This is a genomic window from Cupriavidus taiwanensis, assembly GCF_900250075.1.
Lineage (GTDB): Bacteria > Pseudomonadota > Gammaproteobacteria > Burkholderiales > Burkholderiaceae > Cupriavidus > Cupriavidus taiwanensis_C.
Genome location: NZ_LT977071.1, coordinates 502,354 through 524,794 on the forward strand (window position 1 = coordinate 502,354; position 22,441 = coordinate 524,794).

Genomic DNA, 22,441 nt, shown 5'->3' on the forward strand with positions numbered 1-22,441 from the left:
GCCGAGCCGCACCCCAAGCCGCCGGCCAACGGACCGTTATCAGCCGCCAGAACCCTTGCGGGCTCTTCCGGAGTCGTTGTGAAGAAGAAGGAAATCCGGCCCAAGCAACCCAGCCGACGGCAACTGCAGTCCCAGCAATTCGCCGCGTACCGCATCACCCAGTCCCCGGTGATCGTGCACTTGTCCAACGGCGCCCGGCTGCACGGGCTGGTGCTGGCAGCCGACGATTTCGTGCTGCTGCTCGGCCGGCGCCCCGACGACATCCAGCCCACCGTGGTCTACAAGCGCGCTATCTGCCTTGTCACGCCGGCCGGTGGGCCGGAGGTAGTGAGCGTCGCGCCGGAAACGGTGGCCGCGCCGGATTTCGTGCCGCTCTATATTCCGCGCACGCGCAAGCGCCGCTAGGCCGGCGCCTCTTCCAAACGCCCTCCCGCCTTTGCCGACCGTCGTGGTACGGCGCCTCCCCCGCCCTGCCGGCACCCCGCGAAACTATCGCGGAGATCACTCTAAACCTTTGCCTTGCCCGGTCGATAACCCAAGCAACGGAGGCACTCTACGCCCTGCAAAGCAGGCCGCCAACGTTACGGCACTAGCCGGAATGCCCAAAACTTTGCATATAGGAGTCGTACCATGGCGCAAGTCATTAACACCAATTCGTTGTCTCTGATGACTCAGAACAACCTGAACGCTTCGCAATCGTCGCTGAACACGGCGATCCAACGCCTGTCGTCGGGCCTGCGCATCAACAGCGCCAAGGACGACGCCGCCGGCCAGGCCATTGCGAACCGCTTCACCGCCAACATCCGCGGCCTGACGCAAGCTCAGCGCAACGCCAACGACGGCATTTCGCTGGCGCAAACCACTGAAGGCGCGCTGACCGAAGTCAACAACAACCTACAGCGTATCCGTGAACTGGCCGTGCAAGCCTCGACGGGCTCGAACTCGTCGTCCGACCTGAAATCGATCCAGGACGAAATCAACCAGCGTCTGGCAGAAATCGATCGTACCTCTCAGCAAACCGACTTCAACGGCGTGAAAGTGCTGGCCGGCAGCAACAAACTGTCCGTCCAGGTTGGCGCAAACGACGGCGAAACCATCTCTATCGATCTGAAGCAGATCGACAAGACCACCCTGGGCCTGAGCGGTTTCTCGGTGGCCAAGAACTCGCTGGACGTTGGCCCAAAGATCACCACGATCGCCGCCGCCGCGGGCACCGGTTCGTACAATGTGAGCTTCGCTGCTGGCGACATTACCAAGATTAACGCTGCAACCGGCAAGACCTTTGCAGCAGCGGACCTCGAACTGCACGAAGTCAAGACGGCCGCCGGCGCCAACTCCGGCCAGTTCGTGGTAAAGGCTGGTGACGACTACTTCGCGGCTTCGGTTGACCGTACCACCGGCGCCGTGAAGCTCAACGAAGCCGACGTGGCATTCGACGACACCGCCAATGGCATCACCGGCCCCGTCACGCTGCAAGACCAGGTGGTGCGCGTTGCCAACAACGCGGCTGGAGTCGCCACCGGCTACGTCACCGTGCAGGGCAAGAACTATGCCGCGGCAAACACCCTGACCGATGGCGGTGCTGCCGGCACCCTCAACGTGGCTGTGGGCACGATCTCCCTGAGTGGCACCCCTACAGCCGAGTTCACCGGCGTTCCGACCGGCAACGCGCTGAAGAAGATCGACGCCGCACTGAAGCAAGTTGACGATCTGCGCAGCTCGCTGGGTGCCGTCCAGAACCGTTTTGACTCCGTCATCTCGAACCTGGGCACCACCGTGACCAACCTGTCCTCGTCGCGCTCGCGTATCCAGGACGCGGACTACGCAACGGAAGTGTCGAACATGACCCGCGCGAACATCCTGCAACAGGCTGGTACGTCGGTCCTGGCGCAAGCCAACCAGACCACTCAGGGCGTGCTGTCGCTGCTGCGTTAATCGCCTAGGCGAAAGACCAAGAAGGCTGGGCCGCAAGGCCCGGCCTTTTTGTCCGAGAGCATTTTGCAGGCAGTCCGACTGCCTGCAAAGCGTTACTCAGAGCAAGCGAGTCCCACCAATCCGGACGGAGCGTTCGATGTCCCTTTCCCCGACCGTGACTGCAATTGTCACCCGGATGCCAGCCGAAGCCCCGGCCAGCACAGCGACCATGGCCAGCCAGGCAACGCAGCGCGAAGATCAGGTCGCAGGCAGGAGCCAGGAGGAAGTCCCCCAGAGGGTGGAAACAAGCGCCGCGATCGGCGAACTCGTGGACGCGCTCAAGACCACCACCATCGGCCTGCGCTTTGAGATCGATGAAGCCACGCACCGTGTCATTACCAAGGTGATCGACAAGGAAAGCGGCGAGTTGATCCGGCAGATGCCCACCGAAGAGGTACTGCGCATCGCCCGCGCCATCGACAGGCTGCAGGGATTGTTCATCAACCAGGCAGCGTGAGCTTTGATCATCAGTTGAAGACGAGACAATTACATGGCAACGATCTCTTCCATTGGCATCGGGTCCAACCTGAACCTGAGCGACTTGCTTGACCAGTTGCAGAAGGCCGAGCAGGCACCGCTTGACGCCATTAACGCGCAGGCCAAGAGCTACCAGACCAAGTTGTCGGCCTACAGTCAGGTGCAGAGCGTGCTGAGTGCCTACCAGGCCGCGGCAAAGAAGCTCTCTGATGCTGCTACCTTCGGCGCCGTAAAGGCCAGCGTCGGCACGACGGACGTGATGACTGTTTCCACCGGTGCCAACGCCGTACCGGGCAGCTATAGCATCACGGTCAACACGCTGGCCACGGCCCAATCGCTGGTGAGCAGCAACGTTGCAGACCAGAAGGCGGTGATCGGTGGAGGCGAGCTCGTTTTCGACTTTGGCGAAGCGCTCGCCACCGGCGGCGCGGCCACCAGCACCAAGAAGGTCACCATCCCCGCGGATTCTTCGCTGGAAGGCATGCGGGATGCCATCAACAAGGCAGGCATCGGCGTGACCGCCAGCATCGTCAATGACGGCAGTGCCAGCCCCTATCGCCTGGTGCTGACCTCGGACAAGACCGGAACGCAAGCCACCATGCGAGTCTCGTCTGCCGACCCTGCCCTGAACAACGTGGTAGCGTTCGATCCGGCCGCAGCGCCCGCTGCCAACAAGATGGAACAGAAGGTTCCGCCGGCCAACGCGACGCTCAAGATCAATGGCATCGACGTGGTCAGCCAGAGCAATTCCGTGGTGGACGCAGCGCAGGGCGTGACCATGAACCTGGTCAAGCCAGGCACTACATCGCTGGTGGTGACCCGTGACAGCGAGGCAATCAAGGCCGCGGTCCAGGCCTTTGTCACTGCCTACAACAACATCCAGAGCACCGCCAAGTCGCTGACGGCGTTCGATACCAAGGCCGGAACGTCGGCGGCGCTGACCGGAGACGGCACGCTGCGCTCGATCCAGTCTGGCCTGCGCTCGATGCTGGGCGGCGCGATGGACGACGGCAACGGCGGGACGATCACGTTGATCGACGTCGGCATCACGTTCGACAAGGACGGCACGATGAAGCTGGATGAAACCAAGCTGACCAAGGCGATGAACGACAACCTGGGTCGCGTCACGTCGCTGTTCTCGAGCACCACCGGCGACGGCGGCATCGGCAAGCGCGCCACCACCTATATCGAGGGCCTGAGCAAGACCGACGGCGCGCTGAAGGTGGCGCAGGACGGCATCACCAAGACGCTGGAGGACCTGGAGGACGACTATGACCGGGTCCAGGACCGCGTCACCGCCACCATCGACCGCTACAAGGCCCAGTTCACACAGCTGGACCTGGTGGTGGCGCAGATGAACCGCACCAGCAGCTACCTGACGCAGCAGTTCAACGCGCTCAACAACAGCATCAAGAAGTAACCCGCCACATCCCACCGCCACGAGGAACCCAGCCATGTTCGCCCGCGCATCCGCCAACGCCTACGCCCAGGTCGGCGTCCAGACCGGTGCCATGAGCGCCAGCCCGCACAAGCTGATCGCCATGCTGTACGACGGCGCGCGCGCCGCGATCGCGCGGGCCAGGTTCCACCTGGAAGGCGGCAACATCGCCGAGCGCGGCAATGCCATCTCCAAGGCCATCGACATCATCGACAACGGCCTGCGCGCGGTGCTCGACCACGACGCCGGCGGCGAGATCTCTGCCAATCTCGAAGCACTGTACGAATACATGGTGCGCCGGCTGATGCTGGCCAACCTGCGCAGCGACGCGGCGCTGCTGAGCGAGGTTGACACGCTGCTGGAAGGCCTGGCCTCGGCCTGGGCGCAGATCGATGACGCGGCCGCCGGGGCCGAGCGGCAACCCGCCTTACAGGACAACTGACATGGCCTTCCCTCCAGTGTTTTCGCCGATCGTGGCCTGCTACGAGGACATCCTCGCCCTGTCCGCACGCATGCATGAAGCCGCGCAGGGCGCCGACTGGGACACGGTCACCACCCTGCAGCAAGCCTACCTGGCGCAGGTGGAGCGCCTGCGCCAGCTCGACCACGATGCCCCGTTCTCCGATGCCGAGCGCATGCGGCGCTACCAGCTGCTGGACCGCATCCTGACCTACGATGCCCGCATCCGCGACCTGGCGCTGCCGCAGCTCAAGCGGCTCGGCGACATGCTGACCAGCTCGCGCCGGCAGTTCGAGCTGAGCGCCGCCTATGGCGCGACGGCAGGGGCCACGTCGGGCGCCACCACCTGAGGCGGCCTGGGCGCCGCTCCCATTTTCCACCGGCTGGCCGCACCGCCGGCCGTCCCTGATACACGCGACCCGTATGACCGGCATCCACCTGCCGCCAGGCCTGGCACCCGGTCAGGCCCCCGACCCCCAGACCCTGCGCACCGCCATTGCCGTCGACCAGGTCGCGGCCTTGCAGCCGGTGGCCGAGGCGACCGAGTCCAACGTCCAGAACGCCACCGGCCAGGCCATCCGCCACAGCGCGCTAGCAAGCGGTGCCAATGCCATGGCCGGCCAGGGCGCCCTGCTGCCGGGCGCGTCGACGCAGGAATCGCTGAGTGCGGCAGCGCGCGCCATCCTGGCCGTCTTGGACGGTGCCGAGGCCCAGCCGGTGCGCGGCACGGCCTCGCTGCTGCCGGCGGCACCCACGGCAGCGTCGGCGCAGGCCACCGCCGCGGCGCTGGCCCATGCGGTAGGCCAGAGCGGCCTGTTCTATGAATCGCATCTGGCGCAGTGGGTGGCCGGCGCGCGCGGTCTCGCCAGCCTGCGGCAGGAGCCGCAGGCGCAGGTTCCGGTGCCGGGGCGGCCCGCTGTCACGCCCGGCGCAGGCCAGGGCGCCGCTGCCACGCCGCCGCCGCTGCAGCTGGCCTATGCCGGCAGCGGCGCAGGGGCGGAACCGGCGCGGCCATCCATGCCGCCGCTGCTGCCGGCCTCGCAGGTGCTGGCCGAAGCGCTGGCCTCGGCCGGCAATCCGCGCGTGGCCCACAGCCATGCGGCGGCCGAGCAGGCGTTACGGCAAGGCACCGCGACCACCGCGGCCTACAGCCGCGGCGCCGCCGCCGAACCGGCCGCGCAGCGCCCCTCGGCGGCAACACTGGCCACGCAGGCCTACCAATCGACAGCCGAAGCTGGCGCGCGCCTGGCCGCGCTGGACAGCCTGGCCAGCCAGCCGGCGCGCACATCGGAGGGCGGTGTGCAGTCCGCTCCGGCCGATGCCAGCCGGCAGCCGGCGGCCGCCGGCCCTGCCATCCATCCCGCCACCGAGGGCGTGGTCCGCCAGCAACTGGAATTGCTCGCCACGCAGCAGTTCCGATTTGCCGGCGAAGCCTGGCCCGGCGTGCCGATGGAATGGGAACTGCTGCGCGCGGAGGCGGAAGATGCGGGCTCTCATGGCGAAGGCGCGCGGCCGTGGTCGAGCCGCCTGCGGCTGCAATTGCCTAACCTGGGCGTGGTCGAAGCAGTGCTGACTTTAGGCCCTGGCGGTCTCGACGCCCGGGTGGCCACCCCCGAAACCGACGTGGCGGCGCGCTTTATCGCGGCGCGGCCGCAGCTGCGCAGCCAGCTCGAGGCGCATGGCATCGCCGTGCAGCGCCTGAGCGTGCAGACGCAGGACAGCCTGGCGCAAGGCGGGACGCAATGAGCGATGCAGCACAAGAACGCGGGGCAGCGATCGCGCTGTCGTACCAGCACAGCGACCGCGCGCCGCGCGTGGTCGCCAAGGGCTATGGCGTGGTCGCCGAAGCCATCATCGCCCGCGCGCGCGAGGCCGGCGTCTACGTCCACGACTCGCCGACGCTGGTGAACCTGCTGATACAGGTCGACCTGGACAGCCACGTGCCGCCGCAACTCTACGTAGCAGTGGCCGAGCTGCTGGCGTGGATCTATCACCTGGAATCCGGCCTGGATCCCGACGCGCCGCGCCCGGCCTGAGCGCCGGCCCGACGGCAAAAGCCCCCGGCCGCTTGCGCGCCCCGGGGGCTTTCCATTCCAGGCAAGGCTTTGGCCTCACACCGGCATATTCATCATCTCCTGATAAGCCGCCACCAGCCGGTTGCGCACCTGCACCCCGGTCTGGAACGACACGTTGGCCTTCTGCAGGTCGATCATCACGTCGTTGAGCGCCACGCCGGGCTTGCCCAGCTCGAATGCCTCGGCCTGGCCGTAGGCGCGCTCCTGCGCGGCGTTGATGCGGCCGAGCGAGCGCTGCAGCTCGCCGGCGAAGCCGCCGCCGACCGGCGCCGCGGACTGGCCAGCGGGGTTGCCCGAGGCAACCTGGGACATCCCGCGCAGTTGCTGCAGCATGCCCTCGATGGAAGAGATAGTGGTCATGGGATCGTCATGGGCCGGCGTTCCGGCCCGGTTGGTCGTATGGCGCGCCGCTGGCGCGGTTGCCACCTGCGACGGGCCCGCGCCAGGCGGACCCGCAGCCAGTTTCAGCCTCCGCAGAGTACCCGCCGCGGCCGCCGCCCCATGGAGGGAAATCGGCCAGAAAACACGGTCTATTCGCCGGATTGTCGCGCTCAAGTCTGGCCGATCATTGCCACCGTGCCGCAAAAGGGCGGGCCATGGCGCCCTGCCTGCATGCCTGCCTCGCGCAAGGACCGGCCGATCCACAGACAACCACCATTCGGGAGTACGCGTGTTTTCTCTGCAGCGCAATGTGAGCCGCACGGCTAGCCGTGCCGCGAGCCGGGCCGACGACCAGGGCGAGCCGCAGCGCCGGCGCCGTCGCGCGCCTGGCCGCGCCGGATCCGGAGCACGCGCATGACCGCGGCAGTGGCACTGCCCGGGCGTCCGGCCGAAATGCTGGAGCGCCTCAAGGCCAACCCGAAGCTGCCGCTGATGCTGGGCGGCGCGGCCCTGGCCGCCGCGATCGCGGTGGGCGTGCTGTGGTCGCGCGGCCCCGACTACAAGGTGCTGTACAGCAACCTGTCCGAGCGCGACGGCGGCGCGGTGCTGCAGTCGCTGCAGCAGATGAACGTGCCGTACAAGTTCGCCGAAGGCGGCGGCGCCGTGATGGTGCCGGCCGAGAAGGTGCACGAGACGCGCCTGCGGCTGGCTTCGCAAGGCCTGCCCAAGAGCGGCACCGCAGGCATGGAACTGATGGACAACCAGAAGTTCGGCATCAGCCAGTTTGCCGAGCAGGTCAATTACCAGCGCGGGCTGGAGGGCGAGCTGGCGCGCTCGATCGAGTCGATCGCCGCGGTGCAGTCCGCGCGCGTGCACCTGGCCATCCCCAAGCCGACGCTGTTCGTGCGCGAGCGCCAGAAGCCGACCGCGTCGATCGTGCTGCAGCTCTATCCGGGCCGCGCCATCGACGAAGGCCAGGTCGCGGCGATCAGCCACCTGGTGTCGTCGAGCGTGCCGGATCTGACACCCAAGTCGATCTCCATCGTCGACCAGCACGGCAACCTGCTGTCGAACACCGGCAACGAGCGCATGCTCGACGCCACCCAGCTCAAGTACGTGCAGGCGCTGGAGCAGAACTACCTGAAGCGCATCGAGGCGATCCTGACGCCGATCGTCGGCAAGGACAATGTGCGCGCGCAGGTGACCGCCGACGTGGACTTCTCCATCGTCGAGCACACCGACGAGAGCTACAAGCCCAACCAGGACCCGACCCGCACCGCGATCCGCAGCCAGCAGACCAGCGAATCGACCCAGCAGGGTGCAACGCCGCCGGGCGGCGTGCCCGGCGCGCTGTCGAACCAGCCGCCCGCTGCCGCCGCCGCACCGGTGACCACGCCGCAGACGCCGCGCGCGGGGCAGGCGCCGGGCCAGGCCGGCGCACCGGCCGCGGGCCAGCCCGCCCAGGGTGGCCAGCCCGGCCAGGCCGCGCAGGGCGCCACCAGCGCGGCGTCCAGCGGCCCGAGCAGCAACCGCCGCGATTCCACCGTCAACTATGAGCTGGACCGCTCGGTGCGCCATGTGCAGCAGGCCCCGGGCGGCGTGCGCCGGTTGTCGGTGGCGGTGGTGGTCAACTACCGCCAGCAGGCCGATGCCAAGGGCAAGCTCGTCGCCGAGCCGCTGCCGCCGGCGCTGCTGGCGCAGATCCAGAACCTGACCAAGGAAGCGATGGGGTTCTCGGCCGATCGCGGCGACTCCATCAACGTGGTCAACAGCCCCTTCACCGCCGAGCGCGAGAAGGCCGAGCCCGAACTGCCGCTGTGGAAGCAGCCCGACATGATCGCACTGGGCAAGAGCCTGGCCGGCTACCTGCTGCTGGCGCTGCTGGCGCTGTTCGTATGGTTCAAGGTGGCGCGCCCGATCCTGCGCCGCTACACCGCGCCGCCGTTGCCGGCGCCCGAGCCCAAGGACGAGACCGAGGCGGTGCTGCTGCCGCCGGAAGAGCCGGCCAATCCGGAAATCCTGCGGCTTGCCGCGAAGTATGAAAGCGACCTCGCGCTGGTGCGCGACGCCGCCCAGCGCGACCCCCGCCTGGTCGCCAGCGTGATCAAGAACTGGATTAGCAATGACAACCGCTAAGGGCATCTCTGAATCCGGCCTGCAGAAGAGCGCTGTGCTGATGATGGCGATCGGCGAGGATGCCGCGGCCGAGGTGTTCAAGCACCTGTCGCAGCGCGAAGTGCAGGAGCTGGGCTCGGCCATGGCCACGCTCAGCTCGGTCACCCGCGAGGAAATGGCCGAGGTGCTGGGCGAGTTCCGCGCCGAGACCGAGCAGTACCTGGCGCTGAACGTCGATTCCAGCGCGTTTATCCGCAGCGTGCTGAACAAGGCGCTGGGCGAGGAGCGCGCACAGTCGGTGATCGAGGACATCCTGGAGTCGCGCGATCCGGGCGGCGGCATCGACTCGCTGAACTGGATGGACGCCACCGCCATCGCCGAGCTGATCCGCGACGAGCACCCGCAGATCATCGCCACCATCCTGATCCACCTGGACCGCCAGAAGTCGTCGGAGGTGCTGGGGCTGTTCACCGACCGCCTGCGCAACGACGTGATCCTGCGCATCGCCACCTTCGGCGGCGTGCAGCCTGGCGCGCTGCAGGAACTGACCGACGTGCTGACCAAGCTGCTGGCGGGCCAGAGCCTGAAGCGCAGCCGCATGGGCGGCGTGCGCACCGCGGCCGAGATCATCAACCTGATGAGCACCGCGCACGAGGAAGCGGTGATCGACGGCGTGCGCCTGCACGACGGCGACCTGGCGCAGAAGATCATCGACGAGATGTTCCTGTTCGAGAACCTGCTCGAGGTCGACGACCGCGGCATCCAGCGCGTGCTCAAGGAAATCGCCACCGAATCGCTCATCGTCGCGCTCAAGGGCGCGCCGCAGGAGCTGCGCGACAAGTTCATCCGCAACATGTCCACCCGCGCCGGCGAGATGCTGCGCGAGGACCTGGACGCGCTGGGCCCGGTGCGCGTGTCGCAGGTCGAAGCCGAGCAGAAGGCCATCCTGCAGGTGGTAAGGCGCCTGGCGGATGCGGGCGAAGTGCAGATCGGCGGAGGCGACGATGCCTATGTCTGAGGCAGACCCCGAACGCGGGGCCGGGCGCCGCGGGTCGGGCGCCGATCCGCTCCCGTCCCTGGGCGGCCACGGCGCGGCCGCTGCCGGCGGCTTTGCGCCATTCGAGCCGCCACGCCGCGCGCGCGGTGGCGGCGCCGGCTGGCAGCGCTGGCAGATGGGCTCGCTCGATCCCCGGCATGCCGAGCCGCTCGATACGCTGGCCTCCGTGCCGGCCGAACCCGCGCCGCCGCCGATCGACTTCGCAGCCATCGACGCGATGCGCGAAGGCGCGCGCAAGGAAGGCTATGCCCAGGGCTACACTCAGGGCCAGACCCAGGGCTACGGCGACGGCCATCGCGAAGGCTATGCGCGCGGCCTGGAAGCGGCCCGCAACGAGGCCGCGCAGCTGCAGGCACTGGCCGGCAATTTCCGCAGCGCGCTGAGCAATGTCGACGACGCGGTCGCGCACGCGCTGGTGTCGCTGGCACTGGACGTGGCGCGCCAGCTGGTGCGCACGACGCTGGCGCAGGACCCCGCGGCGCTGCTGCCGGCGGTGCGCGAGCTGCTGAGCAGCGAACCGGCGCTGTCCGGATCGCCCAGCCTGCTGCTGCACCCCGACGACGTCGCGCTGGTGGAGACCCATCTGCAAGGCGAACTCGCCGCCGCCGGCTGGACCGTGCGCGCCGATGCGTCGGTGGCGCGCGGCGGCTGCATCGCCAGCGCCGCCAGCGGCGAGCGCGACGCCACGCTGCCCACGCGCTGGACCCGCGTGGTGCGGGCGCTGGGCCGCGACGATCCGTGGGAGCCGCCGCATGCCTGATACCGCTCAGCACAGCCACCACGCCGCGCACGACCATGCGCAACACTGGATCGGCGCGCTCAACGGCGCCGCCGCCGGCATCGCCGGGCTCGACAGCAAGCGCAGCTGCGGCCGCCTGACGCGCGCCGCGGGCCTGGTGCTGGAAGCCGTCGGCCTGCGTTTGCCGGTGGGCAGCGATTGCCTGATCGAGCTGCCCGCCGGACAGTTCACCACCGACAGCAACGCCCCGCGCACCGCGGAGGCCGAAGTGGTCGGCTTCGGCGCCGACCGCCTCTACCTGATGCCGCAGTCCGACGTGGTCGGGCTGCTGCCGGGCGCGCGCGTCTACCCGCTGGAGCCGTCGCCGCAACCGGCCGGCACCAGTGCGCCGCGCGAGCCGGGCTCCAAGCGCCTGCCGGTCGGCGCGGGCCTGCTGGGCCGCGTGCTGGATGCGGCGGGCCGCCCGCTGGACGGCCTCGGCCCGCTCGCCGCGGCGATGGAAGTGCCGCTCGCCGGCGAGCAGATCAACCCGCTGATGCGGGCCCCGATCGAAACCGTGCTCGACACCGGCGTGCGCGCCATCAACGGCATGCTGACCGTCGGCCGCGGCCAGCGCATGGGCCTGTTCGCCGGCTCCGGCGTGGGCAAGAGCGTGCTGCTGGGCATGATGGCGCGCTACACCAGCGCCGACGTGATCGTGGTCGGCCTGATCGGCGAACGCGGCCGCGAGGTGAAGGAATTCATCGAGAACATCCTGGGGCCGGAGGGTCGGCGCCGCTCGGTGGTGGTGGCCGCGCCGGCCGACTGCTCGCCGCTGCTGCGCATGCAGGGCGCCGCCTATGCGACGCGGCTGGCCGAGTATTTCCGCGACCAGGGCCAGCATGTGCTGCTGATCATGGATTCGCTGACGCGCTATGCCATGGCCCAGCGCGAGATTGCGCTGGCGATCGGCGAGCCGCCCGCCACCAAGGGCTATCCGCCGTCGGTCTTCGCCAAGCTGCCGACGCTGGTCGAGCGAACCGGCAACGGCCCCGAGGGCGGCGGCTCGATCACCGCGTTCTACACCGTGCTGACCGAAGGCGACGACCAGCAGGACCCGATTGCCGATTCCGCGCGCGCGATCCTGGACGGCCATATCGTGCTGTCGCGCAGCCTGGCCGAAGCCGGACACTATCCGGCCATCGACGTCGAGGCCTCGATCAGCCGCGCCATGACCGCGCTGATCCCGCACGAGCAGTTCGGCTCGGTGCGCCGCTTCAAGCAGCTGATGTCGCGCTACCAGCGCAACCGCGACCTGATCAGCGTGGGCGCCTACGTGCCGGGCAACGACCCGGAACTGGACCTGGCGATCCAGCTGCATCCGCGCATGGAAGCCTTCCTGCAGCAGGACATCCACGAGCGCGCCGGCTACGCCGACGCCATCGCCGCGCTGCACAGCCTCTTCGACAGGAGTGAACATGCTCAAGCATTCACCGCTCAACACGCTGGCTGACCTGGCCCAGACCGATACCGATGCCGCCGCGCGCGAACTCGGCCGGCTGCAGGGCTTGCGCACGCAGGCAGAGGTGCAGCTCAACCAGCTCACGCAGTACCGCCAGGAATACCGCGAGCGCATGCAGGTGGTGGCGGCGCAGGGCATTACCTCCAGCCGCTGGCAGGACTTTTCGCGCTTCCTCGATTCGCTGGACCAGGCCATTCGCCAGCAGGGCGCGGCCCTGGCCAAGGCCGAGGCCGACCTGCTGGCCGGCCGCAACCGCTGGCAGCACCAGAAGCGCCGCCTGAACTCGTTCGACACGCTGATCGCGCGCGCGGAAGCAAAACAGGAACAGGTGGCCGCGCGCCGCGAACAGCGCGCCAACGACGAATACGCCGCCCGCCTGGCACGCACCGCCGCCAGCCGCCTGAGCGAAGCCTGAACAATGCCTGGGCGGCAACCGCCCGCCAGGCCACACCGTAGCGACTCCCCATGATCGATATCAGCCAGATTGTCAGCAGCGCCGCCAACGCGGTGGAAGGCGCCCGGCGCGCCAGCGCCGACACCGCCGCCAGCGGCTTCCGCGACGCGCTCTCGCAGGCCCGCGACAGCCACAAGGCCGCCGCACCGGCGCCCGCCGCCAGGGAGACGGTCGCGCGCGACAAGTCCGCGGCGCGGCCGGCTGCCGCACAGGCGGACGCCGGCAAGCCGCAGCATGCCGCCGCCAACGGCAAGAAGGCCACTGCAGGCGAAAAGGATCAGGACAAGGAAGATGCCGCCGAGGCAACGCCGCCTGATGCAGCCGCCGCCGCAGCCGCAGCATTGGCGCTGATGCTTCCCGCAGCTGCGCCAGCGAACCCCGCCGCCACGCCAGCCGGCGCGGCGGGCGCTGCCGTCGCCGGCATGACCGACCCCGGCAGTGCCGCGGCCTTGCAGGCGGCGCTCAGCAACACCGTGCCGAACGCTACCGCGCAAACCCAGGTCGAAACCGGCACCACCGCAGGCCCTGCTGACGGCACCGCATTGCCCGACCTGTTGCAGACGGTCACCGCCGAATCCCGGCCGGCGCAGCCGTCGGTCGCCGACACGCTGGCGACCATCGCCTCGCAACGCGCGGCGATGCAGTCCGGCGGCAGCGCCGGCACTGATGCAAAAACTGGCGCAACGCCGGCCGTTGCGGGCGACGCATTGGCGGTCCGTCAAGCGGACTTGCCGGGTCAGGACGCTGGCGCTTCCGCGGGCGGAGCGGGGCATCGCCCCGACAGCAGTCTCGGCCAGCATCGCGCCGATCCGCTCGCGGCCGGCACAAGTGCGCCGGATTCCCGGCCCGCAGCCAACCCATTTGCCGCCGCGCAAGCGACGGCACGCGCTGGAGAGACCGCGGCGGCCAGCCCCGATGGCACCCCGGCCATTGCCGCCACGCTGGCCGGTCAACCCACGCCGGCCGCTGCCGCGGCTGCCGCCAGCCGGCCCCTGGTCGCTCCCCCGCTGTACGACAGCCAGTGGCCGCAGGCCCTGGGCCAGCAGATGATCCGCCTGGGCACGCAAGGCCAGCACAGCGCCGAACTGCAGCTGAACCCGCCCGACCTCGGGCCGCTGAAGGTGGTGCTCAACGTGGTCAACGACCAGGCCCAGGCGCAATTCGTCTCGCCCCACCAGGCCGTGCGCGCCGCGGTCGAAGCCGCGTTGCCGCACCTGCGCACCGCGCTGTCGGAAAACGGCATCCAGCTGGGCCACACCTCGGTGGGCGCCGATGGCTTTGCCAGCCAGGCCGGCAACGGCAACGGCCAGCAACAGCAGGCGCCGGGGCAGGGGCGTGGACAGGCTGGCTTTGGTGGCGCTGCGATGGCGTCGGCTGAACCGGGCCAGGGATCCAGTGCTACGGCACGGCCTGCGCGAGTGCTTGGGCGGGGGGAGATTGATACGTTTGCGTGAGAACGCGCTGGCTGTTTGCTCCCCCTCTCCCGCAAGCGGGATAGGGAGTACACAGACGCGGCGCACGGCCGACGGAACGCCTTGAAACGTTGAGGAGGGGCGGCTGGCATTGGTAAACATTATTGATTACCATACAAGGCTCTGTTGACGTGGGAGGAATTTCAATATGCTGCGTTTTCCCGCCAACATCGTCCCCGACGGCGATGGCTTTGCGGTCTCGTTTCCCGATATTCCGGAAGCCCTGACCAGCGGCGCCACGATCGAGCAGGCCCACGAGATGGCCGCCGATGCGCTTGCCACGGCCATGGAGTTCTATTTCGAAGATGGCCGCCCGGTGCCGCTGCCGTCGAAGGACGCACGCGGCCAGCATCTGGTCGAGCTGCCGGCAAGCATGTCGGCAAAGGTGCTGCTGCTCAACGAGATGATCGCGCAGGGGGTTACGCAGGCGGAGCTGGCACGCCGCCTGCATACCCGCAAGCAGGAAGTCCAGCGCATCGTCAACCTCGATCATGCGACCAAGATCGACACGATCGAGGCCGCCTTCCGGGCGCTGGGCAAGCGGCTGGAACTGAAGGTCGCCTGAACCCGCAGGGCTATCGCAGCACCCTCCCCACCATGACGTTCGACCTGTTCGACGACCTGCCCCAAGACAGCCCCGCCACTCCCGCCATCGAACCCCTCGCCGACGGCGCCCTCGTCCTGCGCGGCGCGGCGCGGGCCAATGCCGAAGTGCTGCTCGCCGACGTGCAGGCGATCGTGGCCCTGGCCCCCTGGCGGCACATGGTCACTCCCGGCGGCCTGAAGATGTCGGTGGCGATGACAAACTGCGGCGCGTGCGGCTGGGTCTCCGACGCGCGCGGCTATCGCTACGACGCGGTCGATCCGCTGAGCGGACAAGCGTGGCCCCACATGCCCGCGAGTTTCCGCGAGCTGGCAGCCAGCGCGGCGGCGCAGGCGGGTTTCGCCGGTTTTGCGCCGGATGCCTGCCTGATCAACCGCTATGTGCCGGGCACCCGCTTGTCGCTGCACCAGGACCGCGACGAGCGCGATTTCACCGCGCCCATCGTCTCGGTGTCGCTGGGGCTGCCGGCGGTGTTCCTGTTCGGCGGCATGCGCCGTGCCGACAAGCCGCAGCGGATACGGCTGGCGCATGGCGACGTGGTGGTGTGGGGCGGACCGTCGCGGCTGGCGTTCCACGGCGTGGCGCCGCTGGCCGCGGGCGATCATCCGCTGCTGGGGCCGTTGCGCATCAACCTGACGTTCCGCAGGGCGCGATAGGCGCCTGACCGGCCTTGGCACTTTGGCGGGGGTTTTCTACAGTCAATGGACTGTCCCGAACGCCATCGTGCAAAGGTCCCTCCCATGCATCTCGACGGCTCCTGCCATTGCGGCGCGGTCCACTTCTCGCTCGAGTCCGATTCGCCCTGCCCTTACATGCATTGCCATTGCTCGATCTGCCGCAAGACGGCGGGCGGTGGCGGCTATGCCATCAACATCGGCGGCGATGCCGCCACGCTGCGCGTGCGCGGGCGCAAGCACCTGGGCGTCTACCATGCCGTGCTACGCGAGCCCGGCAAGCGCGCGCGGCGCTCGCCGGCGCAGCGGCATTTCTGCGTGAAATGCGGCAGTGCGCTGTGGCTGTGGGATCCGCGCTGGCCCGAGCTGCTGTATCCCCATGCCTCGGCCATCGATACGCCGCTGCCGCGCCCGCCGGAGGTGGTGGAGGCCTCGCTGGCCTCCGTCGCGCCGTGGGTCGACGTGCCGCGCGGCAAGGGCCATTTGCACTGCGACACCTGGCCGGAGGAATCGCTGGCCGACTGGCACAAGCGGCACGGCCTGCTGTCGCGCTGAATGACAGGCACGCGCGGCGTCTGCTTCCAGATCAAGAGCCCGGAGCGCCCCGGCCGGGCGCTCATGAACGCTGTCGCCTGTCAGGCCGGCAGGAAGCCTTCAACCGTCAGGTAGCGCTCGCCGGTGTCGTAGTTGAAGCCCAGCACACGCGCGTTGGCCGGCAGTTCCGGCAGCTTCTGCGCGATCGCGGCCAGGGTGGCGCCCGACGAGATCCCGACCAGGATGCCTTCCTCGCGCGCGCAGCGGCGCGCCATCTCGCGCGCGGGCTCGGCATCGACCTGGATCACGCCGTCGAGCAGCGTGGTGTCGAGGTTCTTCGGGATAAAGCCCGCGCCGATGCCCTGGATCGGATGCGGCGCCGGCGCGCCGCCGGAGATCACCGGCGACGCCACCGGCTCGACTCCGAACACCTTCAGCTGCGGCCATTTGTCCTTCAGCACCCGCGCGCAGCCGGTCAGGTGGCCGCCGGTGCCGACGCCGGTGATCAGCGCGTCGAGCCCCTCGGGGAAATCGTTCAGGATTTCCTGCGCGGTGGTGCGCGCATGCACGTCGACGTTGGCCGGGTTCTCGAACTGCTGCGGCATCCACGCGCCCGGGGTGGCGGCGACCAGTTCCTCGGCGCGCGCGATCGCGCCCTTCATGCCCTTCTCGCGCGGGGTCAGGTCGAAGGTGGCGCCATAGGCCAGCATCAGGCGGCGGCGCTCCACCGACATGCTGTCCGGCATCACCAGCACCAGCCTGTAGCCCTTGACCGCGGCCACCATCGCCAGGCCGATGCCGGTGTTGCCCGAGGTCGGCTCGATGATGGTGCCACCGGGCTTCAGCACGCCGCGGCGTTCGGCGTCTTCCACCATCGCCAGCGCGATGCGGTCCTTGATCGAAGCGCCCGGGTTGCTGCGTTCGGACTTGATCCAGACCTCGTTGCCATTGCCGAACAGCCGGTTGATGCGGATATGCGGGGTATTGCCGATCGTCTGCAGGATGTTCTGGACCTTCATCGTGTTCTCCGTGGCGGTTGCGATGCAGCGAGCCTGGCAAGCGCGTGCAGCGCAGGATCGAATGACCTGCCGATTCTAGTGCAAAGCGCTGGCGGGGGCGCTCGCGTATGATTGAGGCCGCCGCGCCTTGCCCCCCGCTTTCTCTGGAATCCGGCCCGAAATCCCCCGCATTGCCTCCCTTGCATCGATGCCCGACCACCTGCTGCTGTCCTCCCTATTGATCTTCGGACTCGGTGGTTTGCTCGGCGCGGTGGGCGGGCTGTTCGGCATCGGCGGCGGGCTGATCGCGATTCCGGCGCTGGGGCTGCTGTTCGGCATGGACCAGCAGCTGGCGCAGGGCACCGCGCTGGTGATGATCGCGCCCAATGTGCTGATCGGCTTCTGGCAATACCGCAAGCGTGCCAACATTGCGCTGCGCACGGCGGTGGTGCTGGGCTTGTCCGCGGTGCTGGCGACCTGGCTGTCGGCGCGCGCGGCCACCGCGATGGACGCGCAATTGCTGCGGCGGATTTTCGCGCTGTTCATGATCGGCATGGCGCTGTACTTCCTGTGGCGGCTGCTGCCGCGGCGCGCGGTGACGGCGCCGCAGGCGCGCCTGTCGGCGCGCTGGATTCCGCTGGTGGGCGTCGTCGGCGGCTTGTTCTCCGGCTTCTTCAGCGTGGGCGGCGGCGTGGTCGCCGCGCCGGCGCTGGTCGGCCTGTTCGGGCTGCGCCAGGCCGCCGCGCAAGGCCTGGCGCTGGCGCTGGTGACGCCCGGCGCGGTGGTGGCGCTGGCCACCTATGCCCATGCCGGCCAGGTCGACTGGGCCAGCGGCATTCCGCTGTCGCTGGGCGGCATGCTGACCATCTCGTGGGGCGTGGCGCTGGCGCACCGGATGCCCGAGCGCCGTCTGCGCGCATTGTTTGCGGTGTGCCTGATCGCCACCGCGATGGTGATGCTGGTGCGCGGCTGAATCCGGTGAATCCTGCGCCGCGCACCCCGCGCGCGGCGCGCTACTTGCGCAGCACCAGGCAGAAGTTGTTGGCCGGCATCGGCACCGGCTCGTCGCAGCGCAGGCCCTGCGCCGCGCCCAGCGCGATCACGGCCTCCATGTCGCGCACGCCCCAGTCGGGGTCGGTGGCACGCAGCTGCGCGTCGAAGGCGGCGTTGCTGGGCGCGGTGTGCGCGCCGCCGCGACGGTAAGGGCCGTACAGGAACAGCACGCCCCCCGGCCCCAGCAGCTTGCCGGCGCCCGCGAACAGCGCCTCGGCCGCGGCCCACGGGGCGATATGGATCATGTTGATGCAGACCACCGCAGCCGCGGCGTCGATGCCCCACGGCTGCTGGCAGACATCCAGCGCCAGCGGCGCGCGCACATTGGCCAGGCCCGCGTGCGCGGTCCAGGCCGCGATCGACGCGCGCGCGGCAGCGTCCGGATCGCTGGGCTGCCAGGTGATCCCCGGCAGCGCCGCGGCAAAGTGCACCGCGTGCTGCCCGGTGCCGCTGGCGATTTCCAGCACAGTGCCGCTGGCAGGCAGTACCTGGCGCAGCACGGCGAGGATGGGCTCGCGATTGCGCTCGGTGGCGGGCGCCATGCGGCGCGCGTCGGGGTCGTGGGTCGGGCCGGTCATGATGGCATGCGCAGGCGGTAGCTGGGGAATGCGCCTAGCGTAGCAGAATTGGCGCGCGGGCCAGCCGCGCGCCAGGGCCCTGCTCTGCCAACCCGCCGCTCAACCCGGCGCGCACGGGAACGCCTGCGCCACAGACGGCCGCAGCGCCGCCGTGGTCGGGTTTTCCTCGCCGCTTGCCAGCGTGTTGTCGGTGAACTTGCAGCCGTAGGCCGGGCTGGCTACGGTGGCGGCGTCCAGCACCTCGTCGCCGGCCGGCTTCACGCCGTTCTGTTCCCAGTTGACCATGTCGTCGAAGGCCCTGGCCTCTTCCGCCACGGTGAAGTCGCAATGGCTGACGCCGCGGATGGCGCGCTGCACCAGCCATTGCGCGGTGCCGTTGGCATCGGCGCGGCGCTTGTAGATCTGCTCCATGCTGAACGGCACGTACATGTCGCCCAGCGTATGCAGCGTCACCACCGGCACGCCGATGCGCGCATTGGTCCTCGGAATCCAGCGCAGGCCGTCGCTGCGCGCGCGATTGGCCTCGGCGCTGCCGCTAACGCGGAAGATGCCCGCATTGAACGACTGCTCCGCCGCCGACTGGGCCGGGTCGTTGTCGAACTGGAAGGTGATGCCGGTGGTGTTGACCACGTTCTGCGTCAGGATGCCGTTGACCGAGCCGTCCTGGCCGAAAGTGCTCCACACCGCGTCCTGCAAACCTTGCGCGCCCGGGCCGCCGAAGCCCCAGTCGAACAGCGGCCGCTGCCCGCCGGTCAGGTTGCGCACGATCGCCTTGAGGGTATCGCCCTGCGCCGTGGTCTGGCCGGGGTAGGTGGTGAACAGCGCCGCGCGCACCGCCGGCGCGATCTGCGCCCAGTTGGCCGCCGGCCACGCCGTCACCGGATAGCCCGCCAGCTGCTGCGCCGCGGTCTGGTAGGCGCCGAAGTAGTTGAACAGCTCGGTATCGCCCAGCACCCCGCACATCGGCACCGCGCCGTGGTAGCGCACCTTGTGGTTGGCGGCCTGGATGTTCTCTTCATCGACCGCCGCCGCCGAGATATGGCCGCCCATCGAATGGCCGACGATGTAGAGGCGCGCCGGCGCCGCCAGCGTGCGCCCGTTCTGCGCGGCAATGCGCGTGAAGGCCAGCGCCAGGGCATTGGTGTCCTCAAGGCCGGCGCGCACTTCATAGTAGTTTTTGGTATAGCTGGACGCGGCCCAGGCGTAGCCGTTGGCGAGCAGGTGCCGGCGGATCCTGGGAGGGGCCACCGACAGCGCCGCGCCGGTGCCCGCGTAGCCGTGGGCATACATCACCAGCCGGCCGTTCCAGTTCTTCGGCACCTCGATGCGGTAGCCGGCGCCATCCTGCACGCCCCACCAGCGGTCGGCCTCGGGCGCGCCGGCGAGCGCCGCGAACGGCAGCGTGGCGGCATCGATGGTGAAGGTGCGGTCGTCCTGCGGGCGCTTTTCCTCGGCCTGCGGCGGCGGGTTCTGCGCCGGTTCGTCGTCATCGCCGCCGCAGCCATACAGCAGCGTGGCGGCGAGGCACAGCATCGCGGCTTTCCCGACAGCTCGTTTCATGCCTGGTCTCCTTGTTATGCAGTTCTTGTTGTCCTGGCGGATAGCGCGCCGGCAGCGAAGTGCGGTGGCCGGCGCCCCCACCACTGTAGGACACGGTGGCGCAAGCCGCATGGAGGCCATCCTCGACACGCTGGGGCCGTTGCAACGGATGCGGGTTAGCCCCGGCTCGCCTGAACCGGTGCCGCGTGTTAGCGGACCAGGGGCGGATGAGCGACGACCGCGCCCCAATGCAAAACGGCGGGCCGAAGCCCGCCGCTCTGTCATGGCCGCACGTCCCCGCGCGTCAGACCTTGGCCAGCCTGACGCCGGTCGGGTCGCCGGTAAGGTAGCCGACCGCCGCGCCGAAACGATCCTTGTAGTTGGCCCGTACCAGCGGATCGAGCTGCGCCTTGACCTTGTCGTGCAGCGGGGATTCCCAGTCGCCGACATGCTGGAAGTTGCTCATCACGTAGGTCCAGCCGTTGATCTCGTCGACCGCATGCAGGCCGGTGGATTCGGCGCCGGCCGGGCACGACAGCACGCGGCTGAGCACCTTGGTGTCGACGTTGTACGCCCACAGGAAATTGTTGACGTGGGTGTTGCTGTCCTCGCCGACGAACAGCGTGCGCAGCTTCTCCGAGAACTTCAGGTTGTCCGGCGTGGCGACCTTGTCGGGGTTGGCGAAGTTGCCCAGCGCATCCTGCTGCTTCATCTTGCCGCCGCCCAGGTCTTCGCTGATCAGCGCCGGCACCGCGGCCATGTCGACCGGCACCCATTCGCTCGCCATCGCCGTGCCGCTCTTGTCGGCCTGGCCGCCCTTCAGGTTGAGCTCATAGACCGCGCCGGAGTAAGGGCCTTCCACCTGGATGTCGCCGGCATTGGCGGCGTTGCCCGCCAGCATGCTCGACTCGATGCGCGACATCGCCGAATAGGCCTTCTTGTCCTTGATGTTGACGGTGGTGCCTTCCATCTTGGTAAAGCCCAGGCTGCCGCCGACCAGCGCGGCATAGCGGTGGGTCTCCAGGAAGGCCGCGGCCTTTTCCATGCCCGGCACCAGCTTCACCCAGTTGGCCTTGCCGTTATAAATGATGCGGGTGTAGCTGGCATCGGCCGGGTCGGCGGTCTTGACGTCCATGATGTCGGCAAGCCGGATGCCGCCGTCGACCAGCGCGCGGATCTCGGCGCTGGTGGCATGGCCCAGCCGGATCCACGACAGCGTGGCGCTGCCCGGGCCGGTGCCCGAGGTCTGGTGCCACTTGGCCACGTACAGCGTGCCGGCGGACAGGTCGCGCGCCTGGTCGGCGATAAACAGGAACAGGCCGCCGTTGGTGGCATCGTCGCCCATCAGCACGGTGCGCTCGTCCGGCATGACCTGCACCAGCTCGTGCGAGATGCGGCCCAGGCAGTAGTGCTTCCTGATGGTGCCGGTACCGTCCGGGTGCACCGTGACCTCCGGCAGGTGGCCGTAGTTGTAGGCGTTGGCGCGGGCCGGGTCGCCGTACAGGTTGCGGCTGTAGCCCTGCAGCTGCGTGACCGCGTTGGCGTCCATCAGGTCGGTCTCGTACTCCTCGCTCGACAGGTGCGTGTTCCATGGCGACAGGCTGGCGCCGCAGGTGATCCACAGGCCGTTGACGCCCGAGGTGTCGACGTTGTGGTACCTGACCGGTGTCAGCTTGCCGGTGGCCGGGTCCTGGTCCAGCGTCAGCACCGCGATCGGCGACGGCAGCAGCCCGTACATGCTGGCATTGCCCTGGTTGCGCGTGGTGTATTCGAACTGCACCACCGCGAACACGGTATTGCCCTTGATGCCCGGCACGGTCGGGTTGGCCAGCGTCAGCAGCGAGCTGCCGTCCGGTGCATCCGAGAAGAACTGGCGTTCCTTGCCGGCGACCGAGGTATCGATGATCGGCTGGTTGTTGATGTCGTAGTACCCGCCCGCCACGATGGTGCCGCCCTTGCCGTCGGGCAGCGTGTCGCCGGTGACGAAGAAGGGCTGGTAGGCCAGCTTGTAGGTCTGGCTGCTGCCGTCGCTGAAGGAGACCTTGAGGCTGGAGCCGACCGTGGTGGTCGCCATGGCCTCGGGCGTGGCCAGCGTCGGCGCGCTCATCGGCACGAATTCGGCGGTGGTGAAGGTGGCGGCCGGGCCGGGCGCGGGAGACGGGGCCGGCGCCGGCACGGCGGCGTCATCGCCGCCACCGCAGCCTGCCAGCAGGCTGGTGGAGGCGAAGCCGAGCGGCAGCATGGGCGCGCCGGCCAATAGCTTCAGGGCCTTGCGACGGCCAGCATTGGGTTGTTCAAGCATGTTTTCGATCCGGGGAA

General features: G+C 69.0%; 23 protein-coding genes. 18 read left to right on the plus strand and 5 right to left on the minus strand.

Features of this window, described 5'->3' with window-relative positions:
• Window positions 1-78: 78 nt before the first annotated feature.
• The 8 genes from CBM2588_RS18750 (at window position 79) to CBM2588_RS18785 (ending at window position 6,384) form a co-directional block, all read left to right on the plus strand.
• A complete protein-coding gene (locus tag CBM2588_RS18750; RefSeq protein ID WP_115681924.1) occupies window positions 79-405 on the plus strand; it encodes an RNA chaperone Hfq in 327 nt (108 codons plus the stop codon).
• Between the two features lie 225 nt (window positions 406-630).
• Window positions 631-1,935 carry a flagellin FliC gene (locus tag CBM2588_RS18755; protein ID WP_025584127.1) on the plus strand — a complete coding sequence of 435 codons (1,305 nt, stop codon included), beginning with the start codon at window positions 631-633 and terminating at the stop codon, window positions 1,933-1,935.
• 136 nt (window positions 1,936-2,071) lie between these two features.
• The gene (locus tag CBM2588_RS18760) at window positions 2,072-2,431 is read left to right on the plus strand and encodes a flagellar protein FlaG (RefSeq protein ID WP_115681925.1); all 360 of its coding nucleotides are present in this window, start codon (window positions 2,072-2,074) and stop codon (window positions 2,429-2,431) included.
• Window positions 2,432-2,464: 33 nt separating this feature from the next.
• Window positions 2,465-3,871 (plus strand): flagellar filament capping protein FliD, encoded by a 1,407-nt coding sequence (gene fliD / locus CBM2588_RS18765; protein WP_115681926.1) that lies wholly within the window; start codon window positions 2,465-2,467, stop codon window positions 3,869-3,871.
• A gap of 34 nt (window positions 3,872-3,905) precedes the next feature.
• Window positions 3,906-4,331: a flagellar export chaperone FliS gene (gene fliS, locus CBM2588_RS18770; protein WP_115681927.1), complete on the plus strand. Its 426-nt coding sequence runs from the start codon at window positions 3,906-3,908 to the stop codon at window positions 4,329-4,331.
• Between the two features lies 1 nt (window position 4,332).
• Window positions 4,333-4,698, plus strand: a complete 366-nt coding sequence (locus CBM2588_RS18775) for a flagellar protein FliT (protein ID WP_025584123.1) — start codon at window positions 4,333-4,335, stop codon at window positions 4,696-4,698.
• Between the two features lie 73 nt (window positions 4,699-4,771).
• The gene (locus tag CBM2588_RS18780; RefSeq protein ID WP_115681928.1) at window positions 4,772-6,094 is read left to right on the plus strand and encodes a flagellar hook-length control protein FliK; all 1,323 of its coding nucleotides are present in this window, start codon (window positions 4,772-4,774) and stop codon (window positions 6,092-6,094) included.
• A complete protein-coding gene (locus CBM2588_RS18785; RefSeq protein WP_115681929.1) occupies window positions 6,091-6,384 on the plus strand; it encodes an EscU/YscU/HrcU family type III secretion system export apparatus switch protein in 294 nt (97 codons plus the stop codon). Before CBM2588_RS18780 ends, CBM2588_RS18785 begins: the two co-directional genes overlap by 4 nt.
• A gap of 75 nt (window positions 6,385-6,459) precedes the next feature.
• On the opposite strand, the gene fliE is transcribed toward CBM2588_RS18785, so the two are convergent.
• Window positions 6,460-6,783: a flagellar hook-basal body complex protein FliE gene (fliE, locus tag CBM2588_RS18790; RefSeq protein ID WP_115681930.1), complete on the minus strand. Its 324-nt coding sequence runs from the start codon at window positions 6,781-6,783 to the stop codon at window positions 6,460-6,462.
• 435 nt (window positions 6,784-7,218) lie between these two features.
• Between fliE and fliF the strand changes: the two genes are divergently transcribed.
• The 9 genes from fliF to CBM2588_RS18835 all read left to right on the plus strand — a co-directional run bounded on the left by fliF (window position 7,219) and on the right by CBM2588_RS18835 (window position 15,975).
• Window positions 7,219-8,940: a flagellar basal-body MS-ring/collar protein FliF gene (fliF, locus tag CBM2588_RS18795; RefSeq protein ID WP_115681931.1), complete on the plus strand. Its 1,722-nt coding sequence runs from the start codon at window positions 7,219-7,221 to the stop codon at window positions 8,938-8,940.
• Window positions 8,927-9,937, plus strand: a complete 1,011-nt coding sequence (fliG, locus tag CBM2588_RS18800) for a flagellar motor switch protein FliG (protein WP_062803757.1) — start codon at window positions 8,927-8,929, stop codon at window positions 9,935-9,937. The genes fliF and fliG overlap by 14 nt, the downstream gene beginning before the upstream one ends.
• Window positions 9,924-10,736 carry a flagellar assembly protein FliH gene (gene fliH, locus CBM2588_RS18805; RefSeq protein WP_115681932.1) on the plus strand — a complete coding sequence of 271 codons (813 nt, stop codon included), beginning with the start codon at window positions 9,924-9,926 and terminating at the stop codon, window positions 10,734-10,736. Before fliG ends, fliH begins: the two co-directional genes overlap by 14 nt.
• Window positions 10,729-12,207: a flagellar protein export ATPase FliI gene (fliI, locus tag CBM2588_RS18810; RefSeq protein ID WP_115681933.1), complete on the plus strand. Its 1,479-nt coding sequence runs from the start codon at window positions 10,729-10,731 to the stop codon at window positions 12,205-12,207. Before fliH ends, fliI begins: the two co-directional genes overlap by 8 nt.
• Entirely contained in the window at window positions 12,173-12,631 is a 459-nt protein-coding gene (fliJ, locus tag CBM2588_RS18815; RefSeq protein ID WP_115681934.1) for a flagellar export protein FliJ, read from the plus strand. The genes fliI and fliJ overlap by 35 nt, the downstream gene beginning before the upstream one ends.
• A gap of 50 nt (window positions 12,632-12,681) precedes the next feature.
• On the plus strand, window positions 12,682-14,124 hold the full coding sequence (locus CBM2588_RS18820; RefSeq protein WP_115681935.1) for a flagellar hook-length control protein FliK: 1,443 nt from the start codon (window positions 12,682-12,684) through the stop codon (window positions 14,122-14,124).
• 166 nt (window positions 14,125-14,290) lie between these two features.
• Window positions 14,291-14,707, plus strand: coding sequence for a type II toxin-antitoxin system HicB family antitoxin (locus CBM2588_RS18825; protein WP_115681936.1), 417 nt, complete (start codon window positions 14,291-14,293; stop codon window positions 14,705-14,707).
• A 32-nt stretch (window positions 14,708-14,739) separates the two neighbouring features.
• Window positions 14,740-15,402: a DNA oxidative demethylase AlkB gene (gene alkB, locus CBM2588_RS18830; protein WP_115681937.1), complete on the plus strand. Its 663-nt coding sequence runs from the start codon at window positions 14,740-14,742 to the stop codon at window positions 15,400-15,402.
• Window positions 15,403-15,486: 84 nt separating this feature from the next.
• Complete coding sequence (locus CBM2588_RS18835) at window positions 15,487-15,975, plus strand: GFA family protein (RefSeq protein ID WP_115681938.1); 489 nt, start codon at window positions 15,487-15,489, stop codon at window positions 15,973-15,975.
• An 80-nt stretch (window positions 15,976-16,055) separates the two neighbouring features.
• On the opposite strand, the gene cysK is transcribed toward CBM2588_RS18835, so the two are convergent.
• The gene (cysK, locus tag CBM2588_RS18840) at window positions 16,056-16,973 is read right to left on the minus strand and encodes a cysteine synthase A (protein ID WP_115681939.1); all 918 of its coding nucleotides are present in this window, start codon (window positions 16,971-16,973) and stop codon (window positions 16,056-16,058) included.
• Window positions 16,974-17,160: 187 nt separating this feature from the next.
• Between cysK and CBM2588_RS18845 the strand changes: the two genes are divergently transcribed.
• Window positions 17,161-17,925, plus strand: coding sequence for a sulfite exporter TauE/SafE family protein (locus CBM2588_RS18845; protein ID WP_115681940.1), 765 nt, complete (start codon window positions 17,161-17,163; stop codon window positions 17,923-17,925).
• Window positions 17,926-17,965: 40 nt separating this feature from the next.
• Here CBM2588_RS18845 and CBM2588_RS18850 read toward each other — a convergent pair whose 3' ends face one another.
• The 3 genes from CBM2588_RS18850 to CBM2588_RS18860 form a co-directional block, all read right to left on the minus strand.
• Window positions 17,966-18,583: a DUF938 domain-containing protein gene (locus CBM2588_RS18850; protein WP_115681941.1), complete on the minus strand. Its 618-nt coding sequence runs from the start codon at window positions 18,581-18,583 to the stop codon at window positions 17,966-17,968.
• A 99-nt stretch (window positions 18,584-18,682) separates the two neighbouring features.
• Window positions 18,683-20,143, minus strand: coding sequence for an alpha/beta hydrolase family protein (locus CBM2588_RS18855; protein WP_115681942.1), 1,461 nt, complete (start codon window positions 20,141-20,143; stop codon window positions 18,683-18,685).
• A gap of 283 nt (window positions 20,144-20,426) precedes the next feature.
• The gene (locus tag CBM2588_RS18860; RefSeq protein WP_115681943.1) at window positions 20,427-22,424 is read right to left on the minus strand and encodes a PhoX family protein; all 1,998 of its coding nucleotides are present in this window, start codon (window positions 22,422-22,424) and stop codon (window positions 20,427-20,429) included.
• Window positions 22,425-22,441: the final 17 nt, after the last annotated feature.